Genomic DNA, 19,943 nt, shown 5'->3' on the forward strand with positions numbered 1-19,943 from the left:
ATTCGGACCAGAGAATACTTGCGATAAAGCCTAAAACACCTATTTTAAGGACACCATTGCACTGACCTATTACTTTATCACTCACGGAGCTCACGGTGCGGTGGCTTATACCGGAAGGACCATTTTATGTTTTACAAGGACGAACGGCTAGCGCTGTTCATCGACGGCTCGAATCTTTATGCAGCCGCCAAAGCACTGGGGTTTGACATCGACTACAAGTTGCTGCGTCAGGAATTTATGCGCAGAGGCAAACTGCTTAGAGCTTTCTACTACACAGCGCTACTGGAAAATGACGAGTATTCCCCGATCCGGCCTCTGGTGGACTGGCTGCACTATAATGGCTTCACCATGGTCACCAAACCGGCCAAGGAATACACCGACAGCATGGGGCGTCGGAAGGTCAAGGGAAACATGGATATCGAGCTTACCGTCGATGCCATGGAACTGGCACCACGCGTTGATCATATCGTACTGTTTTCGGGCGATGGGGATTTCCGCCCGCTGATCGCAAGCCTGCAACGGCAGGGCGTACGTGTTTCCGTTGTTTCGACCATCCGTAGCCAGCCGCCGATGATTTCGGACGAACTGCGCCGCCAGGCCGATAACTTCATTGAGCTGGAAGACCTGCGCGACGTGATCGGCCGCCCTCCGCGCGAGATGCCGACTGAACCCCGCAGCGTCGCAGCTGCAGGCGGGCACTGACCCCACCAAACCCCACCACTCACCAATGGGGGTTGGCAAGAATATGCGCGGCCAGGGCCAGAAGCCCTGGCCGCGCGACTTTAAAGGTATAGGTGCTGAAAACACCCTTGTGCTAACAGCGATTCATGTCAGTGAAATGACGCAGTGCTGTCTGGACCATGGCAATGAAAAGACCTAGGTGTTCGGTCCAGGAGATCGCCGAATGACAAAGCCGCCGCTGACATTATATCTGGCCGCCCCGCGCGGGTTCTGCGCCGGTGTGGACCGTGCCATCAAGATTGTGGAAATGGCCCTTCAAAAATGGGGGGCGCCTGTCTATGTGCGCCATGAGATTGTTCACAACAAATTCGTCGTCGACGGTCTGCGCGCCAAGGGTGCCGTGTTTGTCGAGGAGCTGGACGAATGCCCTGATGATCGCCCGGTGATCTTCTCGGCCCACGGTGTGCCAAAATCGGTGCCCGCCACAGCAGCCCAGCGCGAGATGATATATGTCGACGCCACCTGCCCGCTTGTATCCAAGGTGCATGTCGAAGCGCAGCGCCACGCGGATGCCGGGCTGCAGATGATCATGATTGGTCACAAGGGCCATCCCGAAACAATCGGCACCATGGGACAGCTGCCCGATGGCGAGGTACTGCTGGTTGAAACGGTAGAAGATGTGGCGCAGGTCGCTGTGCGTAACCCCGAAAAGCTGGCCTTTGTCACCCAGACAACCCTATCGGTGGATGACACCAAGGACATTATTGCCGCGCTTGAGGCCCGCTTCCCCGCCATCGTCGGGCCGCACAAGGAAGACATTTGTTATGCCACCACCAACCGGCAGGAAGCGGTGAAAGCCGTCGCTCCGAAAGCCGATGCCTTGCTGGTGGTGGGTGCGCCGAACTCATCGAATTCACGTCGTCTGGTCGAGGTCGCCTCGCGCGCCGGATGCAGTTATGCGCAGCTGGTGCAGCGCGCGACCGAGATCGACTGGCGTGCGCTGGAAGGAATTTCCAGCATTGCGGTTAGCGCCGGGGCATCCGCGCCCGAGGTGCTGGTGAACGAGGTGATCGACGCATTCCGCGACCACTACGATGTCACCGTCGAGCTGGTCGAAACCGCTGTCGAGAATGTCGAGTTCAAAGTTCCCCGCGTATTGCGGGAACCAGCATGAGCGGCATCCCCCGCGCGCCGTTATTCCTTGGTTTGGCTGGGCTGATCCCGTTTGTGTGGGGCGCGCTGACTTATCTGAACGGTGATTTGAACGATTGGGGTCGGCAGACGCTGGGGTCGCGCTTCGTGGGGCCGTATATTCAGCTATTTTATGGCTCGGTAATCCTGAGTTTCATGTCGGGCGTGCTGTGGGGCTTCGCCACCAAAACCTCAGGTAACAAAGCTGCGGCCTGCTACACCTTGTCGGTGTTGCCTGCACTTTGGGCATTTTTCACGACCGGCGGCGGTCCGGTGAATGCGGGCACCAACCTGATGTATGGGTTTGCGGGCTTGCTTTTGCTGGACGCCATGTTCTCATATTGGCGGTTGACCCCGGTCTGGTGGATGCGGCTGCGCGTCCTGCTAACCGCTGTCGTGCTGACCTGTCTTGCTGTGGGAGTTTACCTGTGAGTGATGAACGGACCATCAAGGCCTACTCGGATCGCGTTGCGGATTACCTAAGGATCCCCCTGCCCGCCGAGCAGCTAGAGGCGCGTCAGGCTTTTGTAGATGCGGTCCGCGAGGGTGGATATGTGCTGGATCTGGGCTCGGGTCCCGGATCAGACAGCGCGTTTCTGATGCGGCAAGGGCTGAAGGTACGGGCGCTGGATGCAACCCCTGCCTTTGTTGAACATGCGCGGAGCAACGGTGTTGACGCCCACCTTGGCACCTTCGATGACGTCACAGAGGTAGCAGAGTATGACGGCGTCTATGCCAGTTTCTGCCTGCTGCACGCCCCGCGCGCCGATTTCCCGCGTCATCTGAACGCGATCCACACCGCACTGAAGCCGGGCGGGCAGCTGTTTCTGGGAATGAAGCTGGGCACGGGCGAGCATCGCGATGATTTGGACCGTTACTATACCTATTATTCAGAGACCCAGATCAAGGACGCCCTGACCTCGGCAGGTTTCACCATTGATCGTACCGTGCAGGGAATGGGGAAAGGTTTGGCCGGGTCTTACGACGGGTTCATTCTGGTATTCGCTCATGCCTGATCTCTTTGCCTATACCGATGGTGCCTGTTCCGGAAATCCCGGCCCCGGCGGCTGGGGCGTACTGCTGCGCGCGATGGATGGCGAGACCATCCTGAAAGAACGCGAGCTGAGCGGAGGCGAAGCCGAGACAACCAACAACCGGATGGAACTGCTGGCTGCAATCAGTGCTTTGGAGACGCTGGAGCGGCCCTCGAAACTGACCATCGTCACCGACAGCGCTTATGTGAAGAACGGCGTGACGGGATGGATTTTCGGGTGGAAGCGGAACGGCTGGAAGACGTCGAACAAGAAGCCGGTCAAAAATGTCGATCTGTGGCAGCGGCTGGATGAGGCGCAAGAGCGGCATCAGGTGACCTGGGAATGGGTCAAGGGCCATGCGGGCCATCCCGAAAATGAACGCGCGGATGAGTTGGCACGCGCTGGCATGGCTCCATTCAAACCTAAGAAGGCGCAGGCGTGAGCGGGCTTGCCCTGCTGGATTACGCCTCGGTTTTGGTCTTTGCGCTGACCGGTGCGCTGGTGGCCAGCCGAGCGCAGCTTGATCTGGTCGGGTTTGCGTTCATCGCCTGCCTGACGGCAGTGGGCGGTGGTACCGTACGCGACTTGCTGCTGGACCGACATCCGATCTTCTGGGTCGGTCAGCCCGCTTATATCCTGATCGCTTGCGGCGCTGCGGTACTGGTGTTTTTTACCGCTCATCTGGTCGAAAGCCGGTATAATTGGCTGGTCTGGTTGGACAGTTTCGCCCTGTCCATCGCGGTCGCTGCTGGCACGGGTGCAGCGTTGTCACTGGATCAATCCGGTATCATCGTAGTGCTGATGGGGGTGACCACGGGCTGTTTGGGCGGCTTGATGCGTGACGTGGTGTGCAACGAGGTGCCGCTGGTACTGAAACAGGGTGAGCTTTATGTATCCTGCGCCTTTATCGGAGCCTTGACCGCTGTGTTTGCCACCCGCCTCGGGCTGGAAGGCCTGCTGGCATTGGGCTTATGTGCATTGATTTGCTGGGCGTTGCGCGCCGGATCTCTGCTGTTCGGTTGGCAGTTGCCGGTTTACAAGGCCCGACCGCCTCGGCAATAGGGTAGAAACGGACAAGAGATCGCGATGACCTACAGACTTTCGTTTCTGGCCACGGCACTGCTGCTAACGGCATGTGCAGAGCAATACGCCCCGGTCAGCTTCACGGCAGTGGGCAATCAGATCGTCGCATCCGGAACGATCGACCACACAACGCTCAGCGCGTTTGAAGAAGTGATGGACGAAAACCCCGAGATCAAGACACTGGTGCTGCAAAATATCGAAGGTTCGGTCGATGATGACTCGAATGTGGTCTTCAGTCGCGTAGTGCGTGAGGAAGGGTTCGACACGGTGGTTCCGTCAAACGGGCTGGTGGCCTCGGGCGGCACCGATTTGTTTCTAGCGGGTAACCGACGCGTGCTGGAACCCGGCGCCTGCGTGGGGGTCCACAGCTGGGGCGGCGGCGGCTATGTCGCTGCGGAGCTACCCGAAGATCACCCCGAGCATGACCGGTATTTGAACTATTTCGAAGATATCGGCGTCGATCCCGACTTCTACTGGTTCACGCTGGATGCAGCATCCGAGGAAGAGATGCACTGGATGACGGCGTCCGAGGCGAACCGGTTCGACATGACTACACGGTCCGCCACTCGCCTTGGCACTGCCGCAATCTGCGACGAACGTTAGCGACTGAGCAGCCGCGCGCCGATTTCCTTGACGAATTTCGCCGCCACCATGGCGGTCATGCCATAGGGGTCGCGGTGCGGGTTCAACTCGACAATATCCGCGCCGACCAGCTGCCCTTTGAAGCGATGGATCAGGTCGATCACCTCGCGCGTGCTGAGTCCGCCGGGTTCGTGATGCGACACCCCGGGGGCAAAGGCCGGGTCCAGCGCATCTAGGTCCAGTGACAGGTAAACCGGGCCATCAAAGCTGATCTCAAGATCGGGGCTCCAGTTGCGCATGTCGATCACCTCGACCCCGAACTTGTCGGCCTGTTCCTGTTGGTGCATGTTCATGGTGCGGATCCCGACCTGCACCAGACGGTTGATCTTGCCGGTTTCCATCACGCGGGCAAACGGGCAGCCATGGCCCAGCGGGCCGATCTGCTGACTGTCATAGAGGTCGGGGTGGCTGTCGATATGCAAGACATTCAGCCCCTCATACCGGTCCGCGTGGGCCTTGATCAGCGGATAGGCGACCGAGTGATCGCCCCCCAACGACAATAATCGTGCACCGGCTTCGATCCGGGCGGCGGCCCCTGCCTCGATCCGGTCGATGGGTTCCTGCCCCATCATCTCGAACACATCCAGATCGCCGGTATCCTTGAAACGGTCGGTTGCGCCCAGATCAGTGCCATCCTCGGCGGTCAGGTTGGCCGCGCCGGAATGCAACGCCTCGCGGATGCGACCCGGGGCAAACGCGGGGCCTTGCAGGAATGAGGAATGCAGGTCCAACGGCACACCCATCAGGGCGACGTCTCCGGCGGTCAGATCATGCGACATGAGAGGCCTTTCAACAAAGAATTGACGGGACATTGGTCGCAGATCACGGTCGGGTCAAGCGATCAGCGGCGGATATATGTCTGCCAGAGCCAGATCACCAAGAGCGCCCCCAGAACGGCGCCGATAAACCCTGAGAGCCAGCCCATCACGGTGATGAGCGTGCGCAGTACCAAACCGCCCACCAAAGCGCCGACAATGCCGATCAGCATGGTGGTTGGAATATCGGCCTCGATCCGCATTAGGCGGGTGGCGAGGAAACCTGCAGCGGCTCCGACGATGATCAGGGCGATGATCGGCATATCATTTCCTCCAATGCGTGGGCACGATGATCAACGCACCGATCGAGGACAGCACCGCGTCCAACCCCGGCGGGCCAAAGCTGATGCCGAACATGATGCGCACGAAATAGAACAGGAAAGCACCACCCACGCAGATGATGATCGACTGCAGATAGCCGTTATGGGTAAAGCCAGTCTGTTCAGACAGATAGCCTACGATCCCGGCAATCACGACCGTGCCCATCATGATCATGATCATGTACGCCTACTCCGATGACAGGCGGGTCCCGGCCGGCATGGGCCATCCCCGCAGAAAAGTTTCCCTATCCTGCGCGCCCTTGCCTGCCCGTTGCAAGCGCAGCAGCTCAACCGCGCCTTCGCCACAGGCCACGCACAGGTGGTCATCCAGTACCTCGCCGGGCGTGCCCTGCCCTTCGGCCAGCCGCGAAGCCAGTAGTTTGATCCGATTACCCTCGACCTCGGTCCATGCGCCGGGGAACGGGGAGAGACCGCGGATTTTTCTATCCACTTCGGATGCGGGGGCCGACCAATCGATCCGCGCCTCGGCTTTGTCGATCTTGGCGGCGTAGGTCACGCCCTCATCGGGCTGCGGGTCAGGTGTAAGGCTGTGCAGTTTGGCCAGAGCCTCAACGATCAGAGCCGCGCCCATATCCGACAGGCGGTCATGGAGTTGCGCCGTGGTTTCCTCAATCCCGATCTCGGTGGCCTCGCGCAGCAGAACGGGGCCTGTATCCAACCCAGCCTCCATCTGCATGATACAAACACCGGTTTGCACATCGCCTGCCATGATCGCGCGGTGTATTGGCGCGGCCCCACGCCAGCGCGGCAACAGGCTGGCGTGAATGTTCAGGCAGCCATGGGTTGGCGCGTCCAGAATAGGTTGTGGCAGGATCAGGCCATAGGCGACGACCACCGCGATATCGGCATTCAGCGCTGCAAAGCTGGCCTGTTCTTCGGGTGATTTCAGCGAGGTGGGGTGGCGAACGTCCAGACCCAGGGCCAAGGCACGCGCGTGCACCGAGGTTGGACGGTCTTTTTTACCGCGACCGGCGGGGCGTGGCGGTTGGCAATAGACGGCGGCGATTTCGTGCCCGGCACGGACCAGCGCATCCAGCACCGGCACCGAGAAATCTGGCGTTCCCATGAAGATGATACGCATCCGTCCCTCCGTAGGATGGGGTTTCACCCCTTCTTCTGTGCTTTGCGCAGCAGCATGTCGCGTTTGACCTTGCTGAGCCGGTCGAAATACATCCGCCCGTTCAGGTGGTCGATCTGATGCTGCACGCTGGTGGCCTCGATGCCGACAAAATCACGGCGGTCGATCTGGCCCTGTTCGTTGAGAAATTTCACGGTCACTGCGCGCGGTCGCTTCACCTTGGCAGACACGCCGGGCAAGTTCGGGCTGGCCTCGTCATGTTCGCGCAGTTCGATCGAACTGTGCAGGATTTCCGGATTGGCCAGACGCACGGCGCGGCCCCGCTCGGTCGAGCCATCCACGACAGCCAGCCGCAGCATCACTCCGATCTGAGGCGCGGCAAGGCCGACGCCTGGCATGGCCTCCATCGTGTCGATCATATCGTTCCAGATGGCGCGGATGTCATCATTGATCTCGGGGACGTCCTCGGCCTTGGTGCGCAGGCGTTTGTCGGGCCATGGCAGGCAGGTTCGCACCGTCATGTGCGTGCCTTTTCGCGTTTCAGCTTCTGCATCTTGCGCGTAATCATCTGACGCTTGAGCGGTTTGAGATAGTCGATGAAGAGCTTACCGTTCAGATGGTCGATCTCATGCTGCACGCAGGTGGCCCAGAGATCGTCAAAGGTTTCCTGCTGCAGATTTCCGTCGCGATCCATCCATGTTACGTCCACCACCTTGGGGCGGGTGACCTCGGCATATTGCTCGGGGATCGACAGGCAGCCTTCTTCGTAAACGTTGGTCTCGTCCGAGGAGGCGATGACCTCGGGGTTGAACATCACCAGTGGGCGTGGGGCCTCACCTTCTTCTCTGACGCAGTCCACCACGATCAGCCGGTCGAGCACACCGATCTGCGGCGCAGCAAGGCCAATACCGGGCGCGTCATACATCGTCTCCAGCATGTCATCAGCCAGTTTGCGCAGATCGTCGGTGATGTCGGCCACCGGCGCGCAGACCTTTTTCAGGCGGGGATCGGGATGGATCAGGATATTGCGTTTCATGAGGCTGATTTAGGCCATCGCGCCCGCCACCGCAACGGCCCCCTTGCACATGGCGGATTTGAGGTTAGCTTCGCCTCGACAGATGGAGATGACATGACTTTCAACGACCTGATCGACCGCCGGGGCACCAACTCTTCAAAATGGGACAAGATGGAGCAGCTTTACGGTGTCGCCCCCGAGGATGGGCTGGCCATGTGGACGGCTGATTCCGACTATGCCACGGCCCCTTGCGTGATCGAGGCGGTGCGGGAAGCGGCCGATCATGGCGCGTTTGGATATTCATGGATGCACCCGGATTATCTGAATGCAATCCAGTGGTGGATGAAGACACGCCACAACTGGGAGATCGACACCGATTGGATTCTGACCTCGCAAGGGTTGGGCAATGCGATTGCCCTGTGTCTGGATGTTTGGAGTGAACCGGGAGATGGCGTCGTGATCTTCACGCCCGTCTACCATGAGTTTGCCCATAAGGTGAACAAATCCGGCCGCCGCGTGGTGGAATGCCCGCTGATACGCGATGGCGACAGCTATGGGCTTGATCTGGACGATGCGCAGTCGCGGTTGGACGGATCAGAAAAGCTGCTGCTGTGGTGCTCGCCGCAAAACCCGTCAGGTCGGGTCTGGACGCCGGATGAACTGCGCGCTGTAGCGGCGTTTGCGGAGCGCAACGGGCTGATCCTTGTGTCGGACGAGATTCACCATGATCTGGTTTATCCGGGCAATACCTTCGTACCGATGGATACGGCCGCCCCCGACGCGCGCCCGTGGACGGTGACACTGACCGCGGCGTCGAAAACATTCAACATCGCCGGTCAGCGTACCGGCAACATGATCATTCCCGACGCCAAGCTGCGGGCCGAGATGCGGCACCGGATCACCACGCTGGACTATGACCCCAGTGCGTTGGGTGTGGCGATGATCACTGCCGCCTATTCGCCGGAAGGTGCAAAATGGGTCGATGAACAAATTGCCCACCTGGACGCGAACCGGAAGCTGTTTGATGCTACCATAGCCGAGATACCGGGCCTGTGGTCGATGCCGCTTCAGGCGACCTATCTGGCATGGGTCGATTTTTCGGGCACGGGTATGAGCCACGATGAGTTTGTCCGCCGCCTACGCGAAGATGCGCGGATCGCGACATCCTCTGGCCCCGGTTTCGGCACCGGTGGAGAAACCTTCGAGCGCTTCAATCTGGCCACCCAACGCGAGCGGGTTGAAGAAGCCTGTGCGCGATTGAAAGCAGCCTTTGGCGATTTGCAATGAACCCCGTTCAAAAATAAACGGAGGCACGTCATGCCCAACCACCTTTTTACGCTTCCGGACATCCCGAGCATCCCGGTGCAGGGGGAACAGGCGACCTATCCGATCGGGCGGATTTTCTGCGTGGGCCGCAACTATGCGGCCCACGCTGCCGAGATGGGGCATGAGGTGGATCGTCAGGCGCCGTTTTACTTCACCAAATCCGCGCCCAACGCGGTTTTGACCAGAGCGCATGTGCCGTATCCGGCAGGGACCGAGGATTATCATCATGAAATGGAACTGGCCGTTGCCATCGGCAAGCCGGTTTTTCAGGCCACAGCCACTGAGGCCCGCAACGCGATTTTTGGCTATGGCTGTGCGCTGGACATGACGCGCCGCGACCTGCAGATCCGCGAGCGCAACAAACAGCGCCCCTGGGATCTGGGCAAGGATGTGGAAAACGGCGCGGTCTTCGCTCCGCTGACCCGCGCCGATGACTGGAGCCCATCTGATGACAAGCGCATCTATCTGAGCGTCAATGAGCGGGTCGTACAAGACGCCACATTGTCAGAGTTGGTCTGGAAGATCGATGAACTGATCTCCCATCTATCGGGCTTCTACCATTTGCGCCCCGGCGATCTGATCCTGACCGGCACACCCGCCGGGGTCGGGCCTGTGGTCGCCGGAGACCGAATTGAAGGCGGCATCGATGGTTTGGCTCCTGTGCACCTGACCCTGACGGCCTCCGACTAAACCGTCCGGCCTGATCCCTTAGAATCTTGAGGCCCCATTGCCGCCCGAGCGCCGGTGGCGCGTCGGTGCCAAAGGTCAAACGGTGCGCGCGTCAGTCTCGGTTTTCAAGCAATGCGATCGGTGCATCCGGGGCGCGGTAGAAATCCAGCGGGGCCTTGTCGGCTGCCACGGTGCTGCGCTTGAACTCATAGCGCATCTCACCCACCGCTTCTTCATCTGCGATGATCAGGCACTGATACATGTGATTGGCACCGTCATAGATATCGACGAGCCCGCGCAGGCGTGGCGTGGTTTCGGCCTCGACGGTGAAACCATCCTTCCACAATGTCAAAATTTTGAAGCTATTGTCGCCAACCTCCACCCGCAAACGGCTGGATTTCTTGAGGGTAGCGATTCGGGCCGCATCCAATTCGGCGCGAATTTCCTTGGAAACATAGGTACTCATAATAAACTTCCCCCCTTAACACTCATTAGTCTGACGCGATTCCTGTAAAAATCCAGTGAACGGCGTCACATAAGTTTTGGCATTGCGGTTCTGGTGCCCAGACACCGCATCCCACCTGTGCGCGCATGCAGGCCTGATGCGCGCCCGGTGAAATAGGATCGGGGCGCAAGACGGCCTATCTTTGACCCAATCGCAATGCGAAAGGAATAACGATGGGCCTGCTTGTCGACGGCGAATGGCATGACACCTGGTATGACACCAAATCCACAGGCGGGGCGTTCAAACGCTCGGCCGCACAGTTTCGCAACTGGATCACCGCCGATGGCGCGCCCGGCCCCTCGGGGCGCGGCGGGTTCGAGGCGGAATCTGGGCGCTATCACCTTTATGTCTCGCACGCCTGCCCTTGGGCGCACCGCACACTGATCTTTCGTGAGTTGAAAGGGCTGAGCGACCACATCTCGGTCTCGGTCGTGCATCCGGATATGCTGGATAAAGGTTGGACCTTTGAGACCGACGACCATGGCGCGACCGGCGACAAACTGTTCGGATCAGAATTTGCCCATCAAATCTACACCCGTGCCGACCCTCACTATTCGGGCCGCGTTACGGTTCCGATCCTGTGGGACAAAGTTGAGAAAACGATCGTGTCGAACGAAAGCTCGGAAATCATCCGCATGTTCAACTCGGCTTTCAACGGGATCACCGGCAACACAGACGACTACTGGCCCGAGGCAATGCGGGACGAGATCGAAGAGGTCAACGCGCGCATCTATTCCGATGTCAATAACGGGGTCTACAAATCCGGCTTTGCCACCTCGCAAGAAGCTTATGACGCCGCGGTTGGCCCTCTGTTCGACACGCTGGACTGGCTTGAGGATCGTCTGGCCCGGAACCGCTATCTTATGGGTGACCGCGTGACTGAGGCCGACTGGCGCCTGTTCACCACATTGATCCGGTTCGACCCGGTTTATCATTTACATTTCAAGTGCAACAAGCGTCGGTTGGTGGACTACCCGGACCTCTGGGCCTTTACGCGGGAGCTATATCAATGGCCCGGCGTGGCGCAGACAGTGAACATGAACCACATCGTGCGCCACTATCACTACAGCCATGACAGCATCAATCCGCACCGAATTATTCCGGTGAATCCAACGTTGGACTATTCAGAACCCCATGGGCGGGATCAGCGCCCCGCCGCGTAGTGTTCGACCATGGCCGCCAGATCCTCGGGCGGGGTCGAGCTTTGGACATAGGCGCAGGCATTGGCGCTATGGGCAAAGATTGATCCGTCCGAGAAGAATGTGGTGTTGGTGACGAAGATCACTCGCGCCTCGGGCCTGCGATAGCTTGCGAAATCGGCAACCGCCAAGGCGCTGCCGGTTTCCAGAACCAGATCCAGCACGATGATATCGAATGCGGTACCATACAGTGCCAGGATCGCGGCCTCTTGCGTTTCGACCAGCGTGACTTCGGCCTCCTGCCTTTGCAGATGCCGCTGCCAGACCCGACCTAGATCGGGGTTACTCTCAACAATCAGTACTTTCATTTGCAACAACCTCGGCACGTGATATGGGTGAGTGGTGCCGACCCCTGTTGTCCGTGATCACGCGATTTCCTTAACAAAGTGTTAACAAGGCCCGCACAGCGCCGTGATCGGGCGGATTCGCTTGTAAGAACGGCAAAAATCCGCTTGAAGCATGAGAAATAGGCGATTCCGGCTGGGGCAGATGGTTGGACAGGATGACAGATTGAACCCTCGGGCTGCGCGCGATCATGGCGGAGGGCTGGATGGCGCGATGACGCGGTTTGGGGGCACGCGCGCAGACTGGATCGATCTGTCCACGGGGATCAATCCGCATGCTTATGAGGTCTCGGGCCTGCAGCCTCCGGACTGGAAGGAACTGCCGGATCATGGCGCGTTCGAACGCCTCTCGGACGCGGCGCGGGTGTTTTGGAACGTGCCTGATGGGGCCGAGATTCTGCCATCGCCTGGTGCCTCTGCGGTGATTGCCCGCGTGCCCGCGCTGACCAAAGCCGGCCGCGTGCAGATCACGATGCCCACTTATAACGAACATGCCGCTGCATTCACCGCTCAGGGTTGGACGATGCACGAGAGCGGCCCGGCTCAGGCACGTGTCATCGTAAACCCCAACAATCCTGATGGGCGCATCTGGCAGGACGCGGATGTCGACGCGCCGCTGACGGTGATCGATGAAAGCTTCTGCGACGTAACGCCCGAAGCCTCGCTGATTCATCTGGCCCAGCGGCCCGGCATCGTGGTGCTGAAGAGCTTTGGCAAATTTTGGGGGTTGGCCGGGTTGCGACTGGGTTTTGCAATTGGCCATCCCGATCTGATTGCACGATTGAACGACCTGACCGGACCATGGGCCGTATCCGGCCCGGCACTGCGGATCGGCGCGCAAGCGTTGCACGATGTAAAATGGGCTGATGAAACGCGCATGCGTCTGGCAAATGAAGCAACACGGTTGGATCAGCTTTTAACGTCCAAAGGTGCGCGGCTGATTGGCGGCACCAGCCTGTTCCGCCTCTACGACGTTGATGACGCGACCGCCTGGCAAGACCGATTGGCGCGGGCGCATATCTGGAGCCGAATTTTCCCCTATTCCCGGACCTACCTGCGCCTTGGATTACCGCCAGCAGATGGTTGGGCCCGGTTGGAAGCAGCGCTGTGAGCACCGCGTTCCTATTGGTCTGCGCTATGTGTCTGGACGCAGCATTGGGTGAGCCGGATTGGCTGTGGTCGCGGATTCGCCACCCTGCCGTACTGATGGGCAACGCGATTGGCTGGCTGGACAACCGGCTGAACCATGGGGCGTATCGCCGCCTCAAAGGGGTTGCGACGGTACTCATCCTGGTTGCGGTGGCACTCATCCTTGGCCGGTTGCTAGCGCTGCTTGGTCCGATCGTCGAGATCGTGGTCTGCGCCATCCTTCTGGCCCAGAAATCCCTGATCACCCATGTTCGCGCAGTTGGCGAAGGCCTGTTGACCTCGCTTGCCGAAGGGCGCGCGCAGGTCGCCATGATTGTCTCGCGCGATACGCGAGATATGACCGAGGCGCAGGTGGCGCGCTCGGCCATCGAAAGCGCCGCCGAAAACTTGAGCGACGGGGTGATTGCCCCAGCCTTCTGGTTTCTGGTCGCAGGTCTGCCGGGGCTTCTGGTTTACAAGGTCGTCAACACCGCCGACAGTATGATCGGTTATCGCAACGACAAATACCGCGCCTTCGGCTGGGCAGCAGCGCGGCTGGATGATTTGCTGAACCTTGTCCCGGCACGCCTGACCTTCGTAATGATCGTCGCGCTGTCCAGCCAATGGTCGCGCTGGGGAGAGATGGTTGAGGATGCACGCCGCCATATCTCACCCAACGCAGGCTGGCCCGAGGCCGCGATGGCACGTGCGCTTGATATCGCACTGGCCGGACCGCGCAGCTATGATGGCCAGATGCGGGATCTTGCTTGGGTGAACGGGAATGCGCGGCAGAATATCGACGCGGCGGAGGTTTTTCGCGCATCAGACATACTCTGGCAGGTATGGGGGCTTGCGCTTGGGCTCGTGTCGGTGTGGGTTGGGTTCAACTTCATATTCTGACGGATCAGCCTTATGCGTTTCCTTTCCGGCCTTATTGCCGCCGCCCTCTTCGCCTCGCCTGCACTCGCCCAATGCGGCGGTGGGTTCAATACCTTCGTCAAAGGGCTGAAAGCCGAAGCCATTCAGCAGGGTTACGACAAATCCACCGTCAACAGCTTTTTCAAGGGCGTGCAGCAGGACGGAGCCGTTCTGAAAGCCGACCGCGCGCAGGGCGTATTCCAGAAACCATTCATCGACTTCTCGCGGCGCCTGATTTCACAGAACCGGATCGACCGGGGCAAGGCCATGTCGGGCAAATACGACGCGGTGTTTGACCGGATTGAGCAGGAATACGGCATTTCGCGGGGTGTGCTGCTGGCATTTTGGGCGTTCGAGACCGACTACGGGTCCTTTCAGGGCGATTTCAACACTCGCAACGCGCTGGTGACGCTGGCCCACGACTGCCGCCGCCCCGAGTTGTTCCGCCCGCAGATTTTCGCCGCGATCGAGCTGTACAGCCAGGGCAATTTTGACCCGGCCCGCACTACCGGAGCCTGGGCCGGTGAAATCGGCATGGTCCAGATGCTGCCCCGCGACATTCTGGAAAACGGCGTGGATGGGGACGGAGACGCCAAGGTTTCGCTAAAAACCTCGGCGCCAGATGCACTGATGTCCGGGGCCAAGATGCTGTCGCATCTGGGTTGGCAACCGGGTCAGCCATGGCTGCAGGAGGTCACCGTGCCCGCGCAGATGGACTGGTCACTATCAGGCCCCGGCAAGCCCCGCCCGGTGTCCGAATGGCAGGCGATGGGCGTACAGGCGCGCAGTGGGTCTTTGAGCGACCTGCCCGCCTCGCTGATCCTGCCACAAGGGCACAAGGGCCCCGCCTTTCTGGCTTACCCGAATTTCGACGTATATTTCGAATGGAACCAGAGCTTCGTTTACGTCCTGACCGCCGCTTATTTCGGCACACGGCTGGAAGGCGCGCAGATTTACGATGCAGGTAATCCAGCGCCGGGGCTGACGGGCGCGCAAATGAGACAGTTGCAGAGCAAACTGCAGGCGCGCGGGCACGACGTAGGCAAGATCGACGGCATCCTTGGGGCCGGAACCCGTGCGGCTGTGCAGGCTGAACAATTGCGTCTGGGTTTGCCAGCGGATGCGTGGCCAACGACACAGCTGTTGAACCAGCTATAAGGGTCAGCGCCTAGGCGACCTTTGCTGGTTCACGTTTCACTGACGGATCAAACGCATGGATAGATACCAGCGAGCCTTCTGTGACGATGGCGGTATTGGGCTGTACTTCAACCCAGCCGTCACTGTCTGCATCAAGCGGCTCGGAAGATATCACTATCCCGTCTTCAGAGGTTCGGTAATGCAGACTGGGTGCATAACGGTCAGACGCATAACGCGCCGCAAATACACGCCTGCCATCTGACCAGCACGCAGCAAACCGCATATAAGGCGACGATCCGCATTGTCGGGACAGCGCTTCCACCCGCCCCACGGCCCGTGCCATTGCGTCGATCGGATTTGAATCCAGACCTTCGCCATGAGCAATCAAAAAGATCGCTTCACTTTCTGTCGCACCCATTCGGTGCCCGTATAAATGTGCCGGGATCATAGCATCGAGCTGCTGCCGGATTTGGTCATGCCCTCCAGCCTGGCCATTGTGCATGAAGCTCCATTTGCCAACTCCAAAGGGGTGACAGTTGTTGCGCGAGGTCGCAGTGCCTGTCGACGCTCTTACATGGGCCAAAAACAGTCGTGATCGTGTGTGATGAGCCAGTTGTTTGAGATTTGCATCGGACCATGCGGGATGAGTGTCCTTGTAGAAACAAGGCGTTTCGCGATCAGAATACCAGGCCAGTCCAAACCCATCGGCATTGATTGGTGTCTTCCCAATCAACGCGTTGCGGCTTTGAATGACAAGCGATTGCTCTTGCTCCTGAATCAATTCATCCAGATATCGCTGCTCCCCAACCCAAGCCAAAAAACGGCACATTTGGCATCCCCATCAGTTTTTCGATCCAGGGCATTCTACAACTTGATTTGACGATGATTATCCCGTTTTCTTCCGTTTTTACTCAAAGGCTCTATCAAATTTACCAACTGATCGGGAAAAACAGATCAATTACTCGCTCTGACCGGATAGCGATCGCCTTTCTCGTCGATCAGGATCAACCGCTCACCACTGCGGACATATAGGTCGCATCGACTGAACCCATTGCGATACGCGATGCAAACACTGCCGTCCCCGGCGATGGAATAGGTGCCAAAGGCGGATTCTCCGCTGGCATAGGTATAGGAATAGGCCCCTCCGGCCGAGTATTTGGACTGACCGTCATCATAGAATGTCAGAGTCTGGCCCGCCAAAGCCTCAAGCTCTTGCGGAGAAAGCGGCTGGTCTCCGGGTTTAGTGGCCCATTCGGCGGCCGCAAGTGGGGTGGCGCATAGCAGAAAAAAGATCAGTGATCGGGTCATACGCTACCCTAACCCGGCAAGCCGGGAATGGGTCATAACGTTGCGGTGATCGCTCAGGCGACCATCTGCTCGGCCTTTTTCAGGTCGACCGAGACCAGCTGGCTGACGCCCTGTTCCTGCATCGTCACGCCAAACAGACGGTCCATCCGCGCCATGGTCACCGCGTGGTGGGTGATGATCAGGAAACGCGTATCGGTCTGGCGGCACATCTCGTCCAGCAAGTCGCAGAAGCGGGTGACGTTGGCATCGTCCAGCGGGGCGTCGACCTCATCCAGCACACAGATCGGGGCGGGGTTGGCAAGGAACACGCCAAAGATCAACGCCGTCGCGGTCAGGGTCTGTTCGCCGCCCGAAAGCAGGCTGAGAGTCGAGAGCTTTTTGCCCGGCGGCTGGCACATGATCTCAAGGCCCGCATCCAGCGGATCGTCGCTTTCGACCATGACCAGATTGGCCTCACCGCCACCAAACAGGTGCTTGAACAGCATGGCGAAGTTGGAATTCACCTGCTCGAACGCGGTCAGCAGGCGTTCGCGACCCTCGCGGTTGAGGCTGGCGATGCCGCTGCGCAGGGCCTTGATCGCCTCTTCCAGATCGGCCTTTTCGCCGTTCAGCGTGTCGAATTCTTCCCGAACTTCTTTGCTGTCCTCTTCAGCCCGTAGGTTCACTGCGCCCATGGCGTCGCGCTGACGCTTGTGACGGTTCACTTCGGCTTCAAGTGCGTCGGCGGCGGGCATCTGGTCAGGGTTCACGTCCAGTTGGTTCAGCAGCTGGTTCGGCGTCAGTTGCTGATCCTCGGCAATGCGTTCTGCTGCGGCGACTACGCTTTCCTTGGCGGCGTCGCAACGCGCCTCAGCCGCCGCGCGGCTTTCGCGCGCCTCCGAGGCCAGACGTTCGGCTTCGCGCTCGGCAAGAACCACCTCGCGCTGCTGGGTCTCGGCCTCGGCCAACTTGTCGGCGGCTTCGGCGCGCCGAGACTCAGCGGTTTCGATCAGCTCGTTCAGTTCTTCCCGTGCCTCGGCGATTTCGCTGGGGGCCGCCATCGCCTCGGTCAGTTCTTCTTCCGAGCTTTCCTTGCGTTCGGCCAGTTCCGATATCCGCTTTTCCGCCGTTTCCAGACGATGCCGCCAACCGCTGAGGTCCTTAGTCACCTCCTGCGTGCGCCGGGTGCGCGCCTCGCCCTCGCGGCGCAATTCATCATGCGTCGAGCGGTGGGTCAGCATGGTGATCCGCGCCGCCTCGACCGTCTGCTTGATGTCCTCGACCTGCGCGCGGGCGCTGACGAGATCGCCCAGGCCAGTCAACGCGCCTTCAGCCTCACGCAGTTGTGCGCGGACGGACATGGCGTCTTCCTTGTGACGGTCGACCGCGAGGGTCAGTGTTTCCAGCTTGCCCTGCGCCAGATTTCGATCCGCCTCAGCCCGGCTGAGCATCCGCGCGGTTTCCGCCATGCGCTGATCCGCGGCACGGCGGGCCTCGCGGGCGCGGCGGTCAGCCTCGGTTACATTGGCCAGTTGCTGTGACAGCGCTTCATGCGCGGCGCGGGCACCTTCGGCCTGCGCCTCGGTGCGGGTCAGTTCCTGTTTCAGCGCCTCAAGCTTGTTGAGCTGCTCCAAACGCAGGGCGGCAGCGCTTGGTGCATCCTCGGCCCAGGCGCGGAATCCGTCCCAGCGCCACAGATCACCCGAGCGCGACACCAGTCGTTGACCCGGTTTCAACGACGCCTGCAGGCGCGCGCCCTGATCCGCATCGACCAGACCGATCTGCGCAATACGGCGACTTAGGCGGTCGGGGCCGGACACATGCAACGCCAGCGGCTCGGCCCCGTCGGGCAAGGGCTGGTCGCTGTCATAGCCCGCTACCTGCACCCAACCTGAAGGTCCGTCGCCCTCGACCAACGGTGCACGCAGGTCATCCGCCAGCGCAGCCCCCAATGCCTTTTCAAAGCCCGTTGCCACCCGCAGCATGTCGAGCACTTGCCCACCCTCAGCCGTGTCGCGTTCGACCAGCTTGGCCAGCGCGGTGGTCTCGGCCCTTATCGCGCCCAGTTCACCCTCGGCCTCGGAGCGTTTGGCGCGGGCCTCGGCCTCACGCGCCTGCGTGTCGTTGCGCAGTTCGTCGGCGGCGGCCAGTGCTTCTTCCGCTGCTTCAGCAGCTTCGCGGGCTTCTTCCTCACCCTCTTGCGCGGTCTCGAACGCCTCACTGGCGCGGGAAAGGGCATTGCGCGCCTCGTCCACGGCGGCGCGGGCCTTTTCTTCCTCGCCCTCGGAACGAGCCAGTGTCTTGCGGCTATCTTCAACCAGTCGTTGCGCCGATTGGTGGCGGGCCACCAGACGGGCCATGTCTTCGGTTTCCTGCGACAGGTGATCTTCGCGATCCTGCAACACCGACGCGGCCTCGCGCGCAACTTCTGCAGCTTCAGCGACCTTTTCGTCATAGCCATCGGCGGCTTTTGCAAGCTCGCGGGCCTCCCATTCGAGCCGTTCGATCATCTCACCCGCGTCCCGGTTCAGACCGGATTCGCGTTCGATATCGTTGCCCAATTGCTGGATACGGTTGGTCAGAGTCTCGATCGTCTGGCGTGCGCGGGTTTCCTGATCCGACAGCTGATCGCGCTGCACCTGCTGGCGCTGCAGGACGGCTGCGGCGATGGCCTCTTCCTCACGCAGGGGCGGTAGGGTTTCCTCGATCTCGGCGCGTTTGGCGGCGGATTCACGGGCGGATGCCTCGGCGCGAGAGGCTTCGGTGATCCGGTCGCGTAGCTTTTCCTCGGCCGCCTGACGGGCCATGTCGGCCTCTTTCCAACGGCGATAGAGCAGCATCCCTTCGGCCTGACGCAACAGCTCGCCGATCTCGCGATACCGCGCCGCCTGCCGGGCCTGACGGGCGAGTTGTGCCAACTGCCCGCCCAATTGTTCCAGCACGTCATCCACGCGGGTCAGGTTGGCCTCGGTGCCTTTCAGTTTCAGTTCTGCCTCGTGGCGGCGTTGATAAAGCCCGGAGATGCCGGCGGCCTCTTCCAGAATGCGACGTCGTGCGCGGGGTTTGGCGTTGATCAGTTCGGCAATGCGGTTTTGCCCCACCAGTGCTGGCGAATGCGCGCCGGTTGAGGCGTCCGCGAACAGCATCTGAACGTCGCGGGCGCGCACGTCCTTGCCGTTGGTCTTGTAGGCACTGCCCACATCGCGGGTGATGCGGCGGACAATTTCCAACTGGTCGCTGTCGTTGAAGCCGGATGGCGCCAAACGTTCCGAGTTGTCCATCGTCAGGACCACCTCGGCAAAGTTGCGCGCAGGCCGAGTGGCAGCGCCCGCAAAGATCACATCTTCCATCGCGCCACCGCGCATGGATTTGGGACGGTTTTCACCCATCACCCAGCGCAACGCTTCCAGCAGATTGGACTTGCCGCAGCCATTCGGACCAACCACTCCGGTCAGCCCGTCCGCGATGATCAGATCGGTCGGGTCCACGAAGCTTTTGAAGCCGGTCAGTTTGAGTTTGCTAAAGCGCAATGGCTGCTCTTGGTATGATT

General features: G+C 60.1%; 24 protein-coding genes. 13 read left to right on the forward strand and 11 right to left on the reverse strand.

Features of this window, described 5'->3' with window-relative positions:
- Nucleotides 1–126 precede the first annotated feature (126 nt).
- The 7 genes from ACR0EN_RS15450 (at nt 127) to ACR0EN_RS15480 (ending at nt 4,592) form a co-directional block, all read left to right on the forward strand.
- A complete protein-coding gene (locus tag ACR0EN_RS15450) occupies nt 127–702 on the forward strand; it encodes a LabA-like NYN domain-containing protein (RefSeq protein WP_039541714.1) in 576 nt (191 codons plus the stop codon).
- 202 nt (nt 703–904) lie between these two features.
- On the forward strand, nt 905–1,855 hold the full coding sequence (ispH, locus tag ACR0EN_RS15455; RefSeq protein ID WP_170392621.1) for a 4-hydroxy-3-methylbut-2-enyl diphosphate reductase: 951 nt from the start codon (nt 905–907) through the stop codon (nt 1,853–1,855).
- Nucleotides 1,852–2,304, forward strand: a complete 453-nt coding sequence (locus ACR0EN_RS15460) for a DUF3429 domain-containing protein (protein WP_480587594.1) — start codon at nt 1,852–1,854, stop codon at nt 2,302–2,304. Before ispH ends, ACR0EN_RS15460 begins: the two co-directional genes overlap by 4 nt.
- Nucleotides 2,301–2,888 (forward strand): class I SAM-dependent methyltransferase, encoded by a 588-nt coding sequence (locus tag ACR0EN_RS15465; RefSeq protein WP_480587597.1) that lies wholly within the window; start codon nt 2,301–2,303, stop codon nt 2,886–2,888. The genes ACR0EN_RS15460 and ACR0EN_RS15465 overlap by 4 nt, the downstream gene beginning before the upstream one ends.
- Complete coding sequence (rnhA, locus tag ACR0EN_RS15470) at nt 2,881–3,348, forward strand: ribonuclease HI (protein WP_170402325.1); 468 nt, start codon at nt 2,881–2,883, stop codon at nt 3,346–3,348. The genes ACR0EN_RS15465 and rnhA overlap by 8 nt, the downstream gene beginning before the upstream one ends.
- Nucleotides 3,345–3,968 carry a trimeric intracellular cation channel family protein gene (locus ACR0EN_RS15475; RefSeq protein ID WP_170392625.1) on the forward strand — a complete coding sequence of 208 codons (624 nt, stop codon included), beginning with the start codon at nt 3,345–3,347 and terminating at the stop codon, nt 3,966–3,968. The genes rnhA and ACR0EN_RS15475 overlap by 4 nt, the downstream gene beginning before the upstream one ends.
- Before the next feature lie 24 nt (nt 3,969–3,992).
- Nucleotides 3,993–4,592, forward strand: a complete 600-nt coding sequence (locus tag ACR0EN_RS15480; protein ID WP_170818865.1) for a Clp protease/crotonase-like domain-containing protein — start codon at nt 3,993–3,995, stop codon at nt 4,590–4,592.
- Here the strand turns inward: ACR0EN_RS15480 and speB are convergent.
- From speB to def (ACR0EN_RS15510), 6 genes are all read right to left on the reverse strand, one after another.
- The gene (gene speB / locus ACR0EN_RS15485) at nt 4,589–5,410 is read right to left on the reverse strand and encodes an agmatinase (RefSeq protein WP_170818866.1); all 822 of its coding nucleotides are present in this window, start codon (nt 5,408–5,410) and stop codon (nt 4,589–4,591) included. The two genes, ACR0EN_RS15480 and speB, sit on opposite strands and share 4 nt — an antisense overlap.
- Before the next feature lie 62 nt (nt 5,411–5,472).
- The gene (locus tag ACR0EN_RS15490; protein WP_170818867.1) at nt 5,473–5,709 is read right to left on the reverse strand and encodes a GlsB/YeaQ/YmgE family stress response membrane protein; all 237 of its coding nucleotides are present in this window, start codon (nt 5,707–5,709) and stop codon (nt 5,473–5,475) included.
- A 1-nt stretch (nt 5,710) separates the two neighbouring features.
- Nucleotides 5,711–5,947 carry a hypothetical protein gene (locus tag ACR0EN_RS15495; RefSeq protein ID WP_170392629.1) on the reverse strand — a complete coding sequence of 79 codons (237 nt, stop codon included), beginning with the start codon at nt 5,945–5,947 and terminating at the stop codon, nt 5,711–5,713.
- A gap of 6 nt (nt 5,948–5,953) precedes the next feature.
- The gene (gene fmt / locus ACR0EN_RS15500) at nt 5,954–6,868 is read right to left on the reverse strand and encodes a methionyl-tRNA formyltransferase (RefSeq protein ID WP_170818868.1); all 915 of its coding nucleotides are present in this window, start codon (nt 6,866–6,868) and stop codon (nt 5,954–5,956) included.
- A 23-nt stretch (nt 6,869–6,891) separates the two neighbouring features.
- On the reverse strand, nt 6,892–7,386 hold the full coding sequence (gene def, locus ACR0EN_RS15505; protein ID WP_170818869.1) for a peptide deformylase: 495 nt from the start codon (nt 7,384–7,386) through the stop codon (nt 6,892–6,894).
- Complete coding sequence (gene def, locus ACR0EN_RS15510; protein WP_170818870.1) at nt 7,383–7,901, reverse strand: peptide deformylase; 519 nt, start codon at nt 7,899–7,901, stop codon at nt 7,383–7,385. The genes def (ACR0EN_RS15505) and def (ACR0EN_RS15510) overlap by 4 nt, the downstream gene beginning before the upstream one ends.
- Before the next feature lie 93 nt (nt 7,902–7,994).
- Between def (ACR0EN_RS15510) and ACR0EN_RS15515 the strand changes: the two genes are divergently transcribed.
- Nucleotides 7,995–9,167, forward strand: coding sequence for a MalY/PatB family protein (locus ACR0EN_RS15515; RefSeq protein ID WP_480587896.1), 1,173 nt, complete (start codon nt 7,995–7,997; stop codon nt 9,165–9,167).
- 30 nt (nt 9,168–9,197) lie between these two features.
- Nucleotides 9,198–9,896 carry a fumarylacetoacetate hydrolase family protein gene (locus tag ACR0EN_RS15520; RefSeq protein ID WP_170733734.1) on the forward strand — a complete coding sequence of 233 codons (699 nt, stop codon included), beginning with the start codon at nt 9,198–9,200 and terminating at the stop codon, nt 9,894–9,896.
- 91 nt (nt 9,897–9,987) lie between these two features.
- Here ACR0EN_RS15520 and ACR0EN_RS15525 read toward each other — a convergent pair whose 3' ends face one another.
- Nucleotides 9,988–10,341, reverse strand: coding sequence for a hypothetical protein (locus ACR0EN_RS15525; RefSeq protein WP_170513411.1), 354 nt, complete (start codon nt 10,339–10,341; stop codon nt 9,988–9,990).
- Between the two features lie 212 nt (nt 10,342–10,553).
- Between ACR0EN_RS15525 and ACR0EN_RS15530 the strand changes: the two genes are divergently transcribed.
- Nucleotides 10,554–11,543 carry a glutathione S-transferase family protein gene (locus tag ACR0EN_RS15530; protein ID WP_480587605.1) on the forward strand — a complete coding sequence of 330 codons (990 nt, stop codon included), beginning with the start codon at nt 10,554–10,556 and terminating at the stop codon, nt 11,541–11,543.
- Here the strand turns inward: ACR0EN_RS15530 and ACR0EN_RS15535 are convergent.
- Entirely contained in the window at nt 11,525–11,887 is a 363-nt protein-coding gene (locus tag ACR0EN_RS15535; protein ID WP_008756687.1) for a response regulator transcription factor, read from the reverse strand. The two genes, ACR0EN_RS15530 and ACR0EN_RS15535, sit on opposite strands and share 19 nt — an antisense overlap.
- Before the next feature lie 181 nt (nt 11,888–12,068).
- Between ACR0EN_RS15535 and cobD the strand changes: the two genes are divergently transcribed.
- The 3 genes from cobD to ACR0EN_RS15550 are packed head-to-tail and all read left to right on the forward strand — an operon-like array spanning nt 12,069 to nt 15,127.
- Nucleotides 12,069–13,034 carry a threonine-phosphate decarboxylase CobD gene (gene cobD, locus ACR0EN_RS15540; RefSeq protein WP_480587608.1) on the forward strand — a complete coding sequence of 322 codons (966 nt, stop codon included), beginning with the start codon at nt 12,069–12,071 and terminating at the stop codon, nt 13,032–13,034.
- Nucleotides 13,031–13,951: an adenosylcobinamide-phosphate synthase CbiB gene (cbiB, locus tag ACR0EN_RS15545; RefSeq protein WP_480587611.1), complete on the forward strand. Its 921-nt coding sequence runs from the start codon at nt 13,031–13,033 to the stop codon at nt 13,949–13,951. Before cobD ends, cbiB begins: the two co-directional genes overlap by 4 nt.
- A 12-nt stretch (nt 13,952–13,963) precedes the next feature.
- Nucleotides 13,964–15,127 (forward strand): lytic murein transglycosylase, encoded by a 1,164-nt coding sequence (locus ACR0EN_RS15550; protein WP_480587614.1) that lies wholly within the window; start codon nt 13,964–13,966, stop codon nt 15,125–15,127.
- A 10-nt stretch (nt 15,128–15,137) separates the two neighbouring features.
- Here ACR0EN_RS15550 and ACR0EN_RS15555 read toward each other — a convergent pair whose 3' ends face one another.
- From ACR0EN_RS15555 to ACR0EN_RS15565, 3 genes are all read right to left on the reverse strand, one after another.
- Nucleotides 15,138–15,935: a class II glutamine amidotransferase gene (locus ACR0EN_RS15555; RefSeq protein WP_170402350.1), complete on the reverse strand. Its 798-nt coding sequence runs from the start codon at nt 15,933–15,935 to the stop codon at nt 15,138–15,140.
- A 125-nt stretch (nt 15,936–16,060) separates the two neighbouring features.
- The gene (locus ACR0EN_RS15560; RefSeq protein WP_170625094.1) at nt 16,061–16,414 is read right to left on the reverse strand and encodes a hypothetical protein; all 354 of its coding nucleotides are present in this window, start codon (nt 16,412–16,414) and stop codon (nt 16,061–16,063) included.
- A gap of 53 nt (nt 16,415–16,467) precedes the next feature.
- Complete coding sequence (locus ACR0EN_RS15565) at nt 16,468–19,923, reverse strand: chromosome segregation SMC family protein (RefSeq protein ID WP_480587617.1); 3,456 nt, start codon at nt 19,921–19,923, stop codon at nt 16,468–16,470.
- Between the last annotated feature and the right edge of the window lie 20 nt (nt 19,924–19,943).

The sequence above is a fragment of the Ruegeria sp. AB7 genome, from assembly GCF_056542625.1.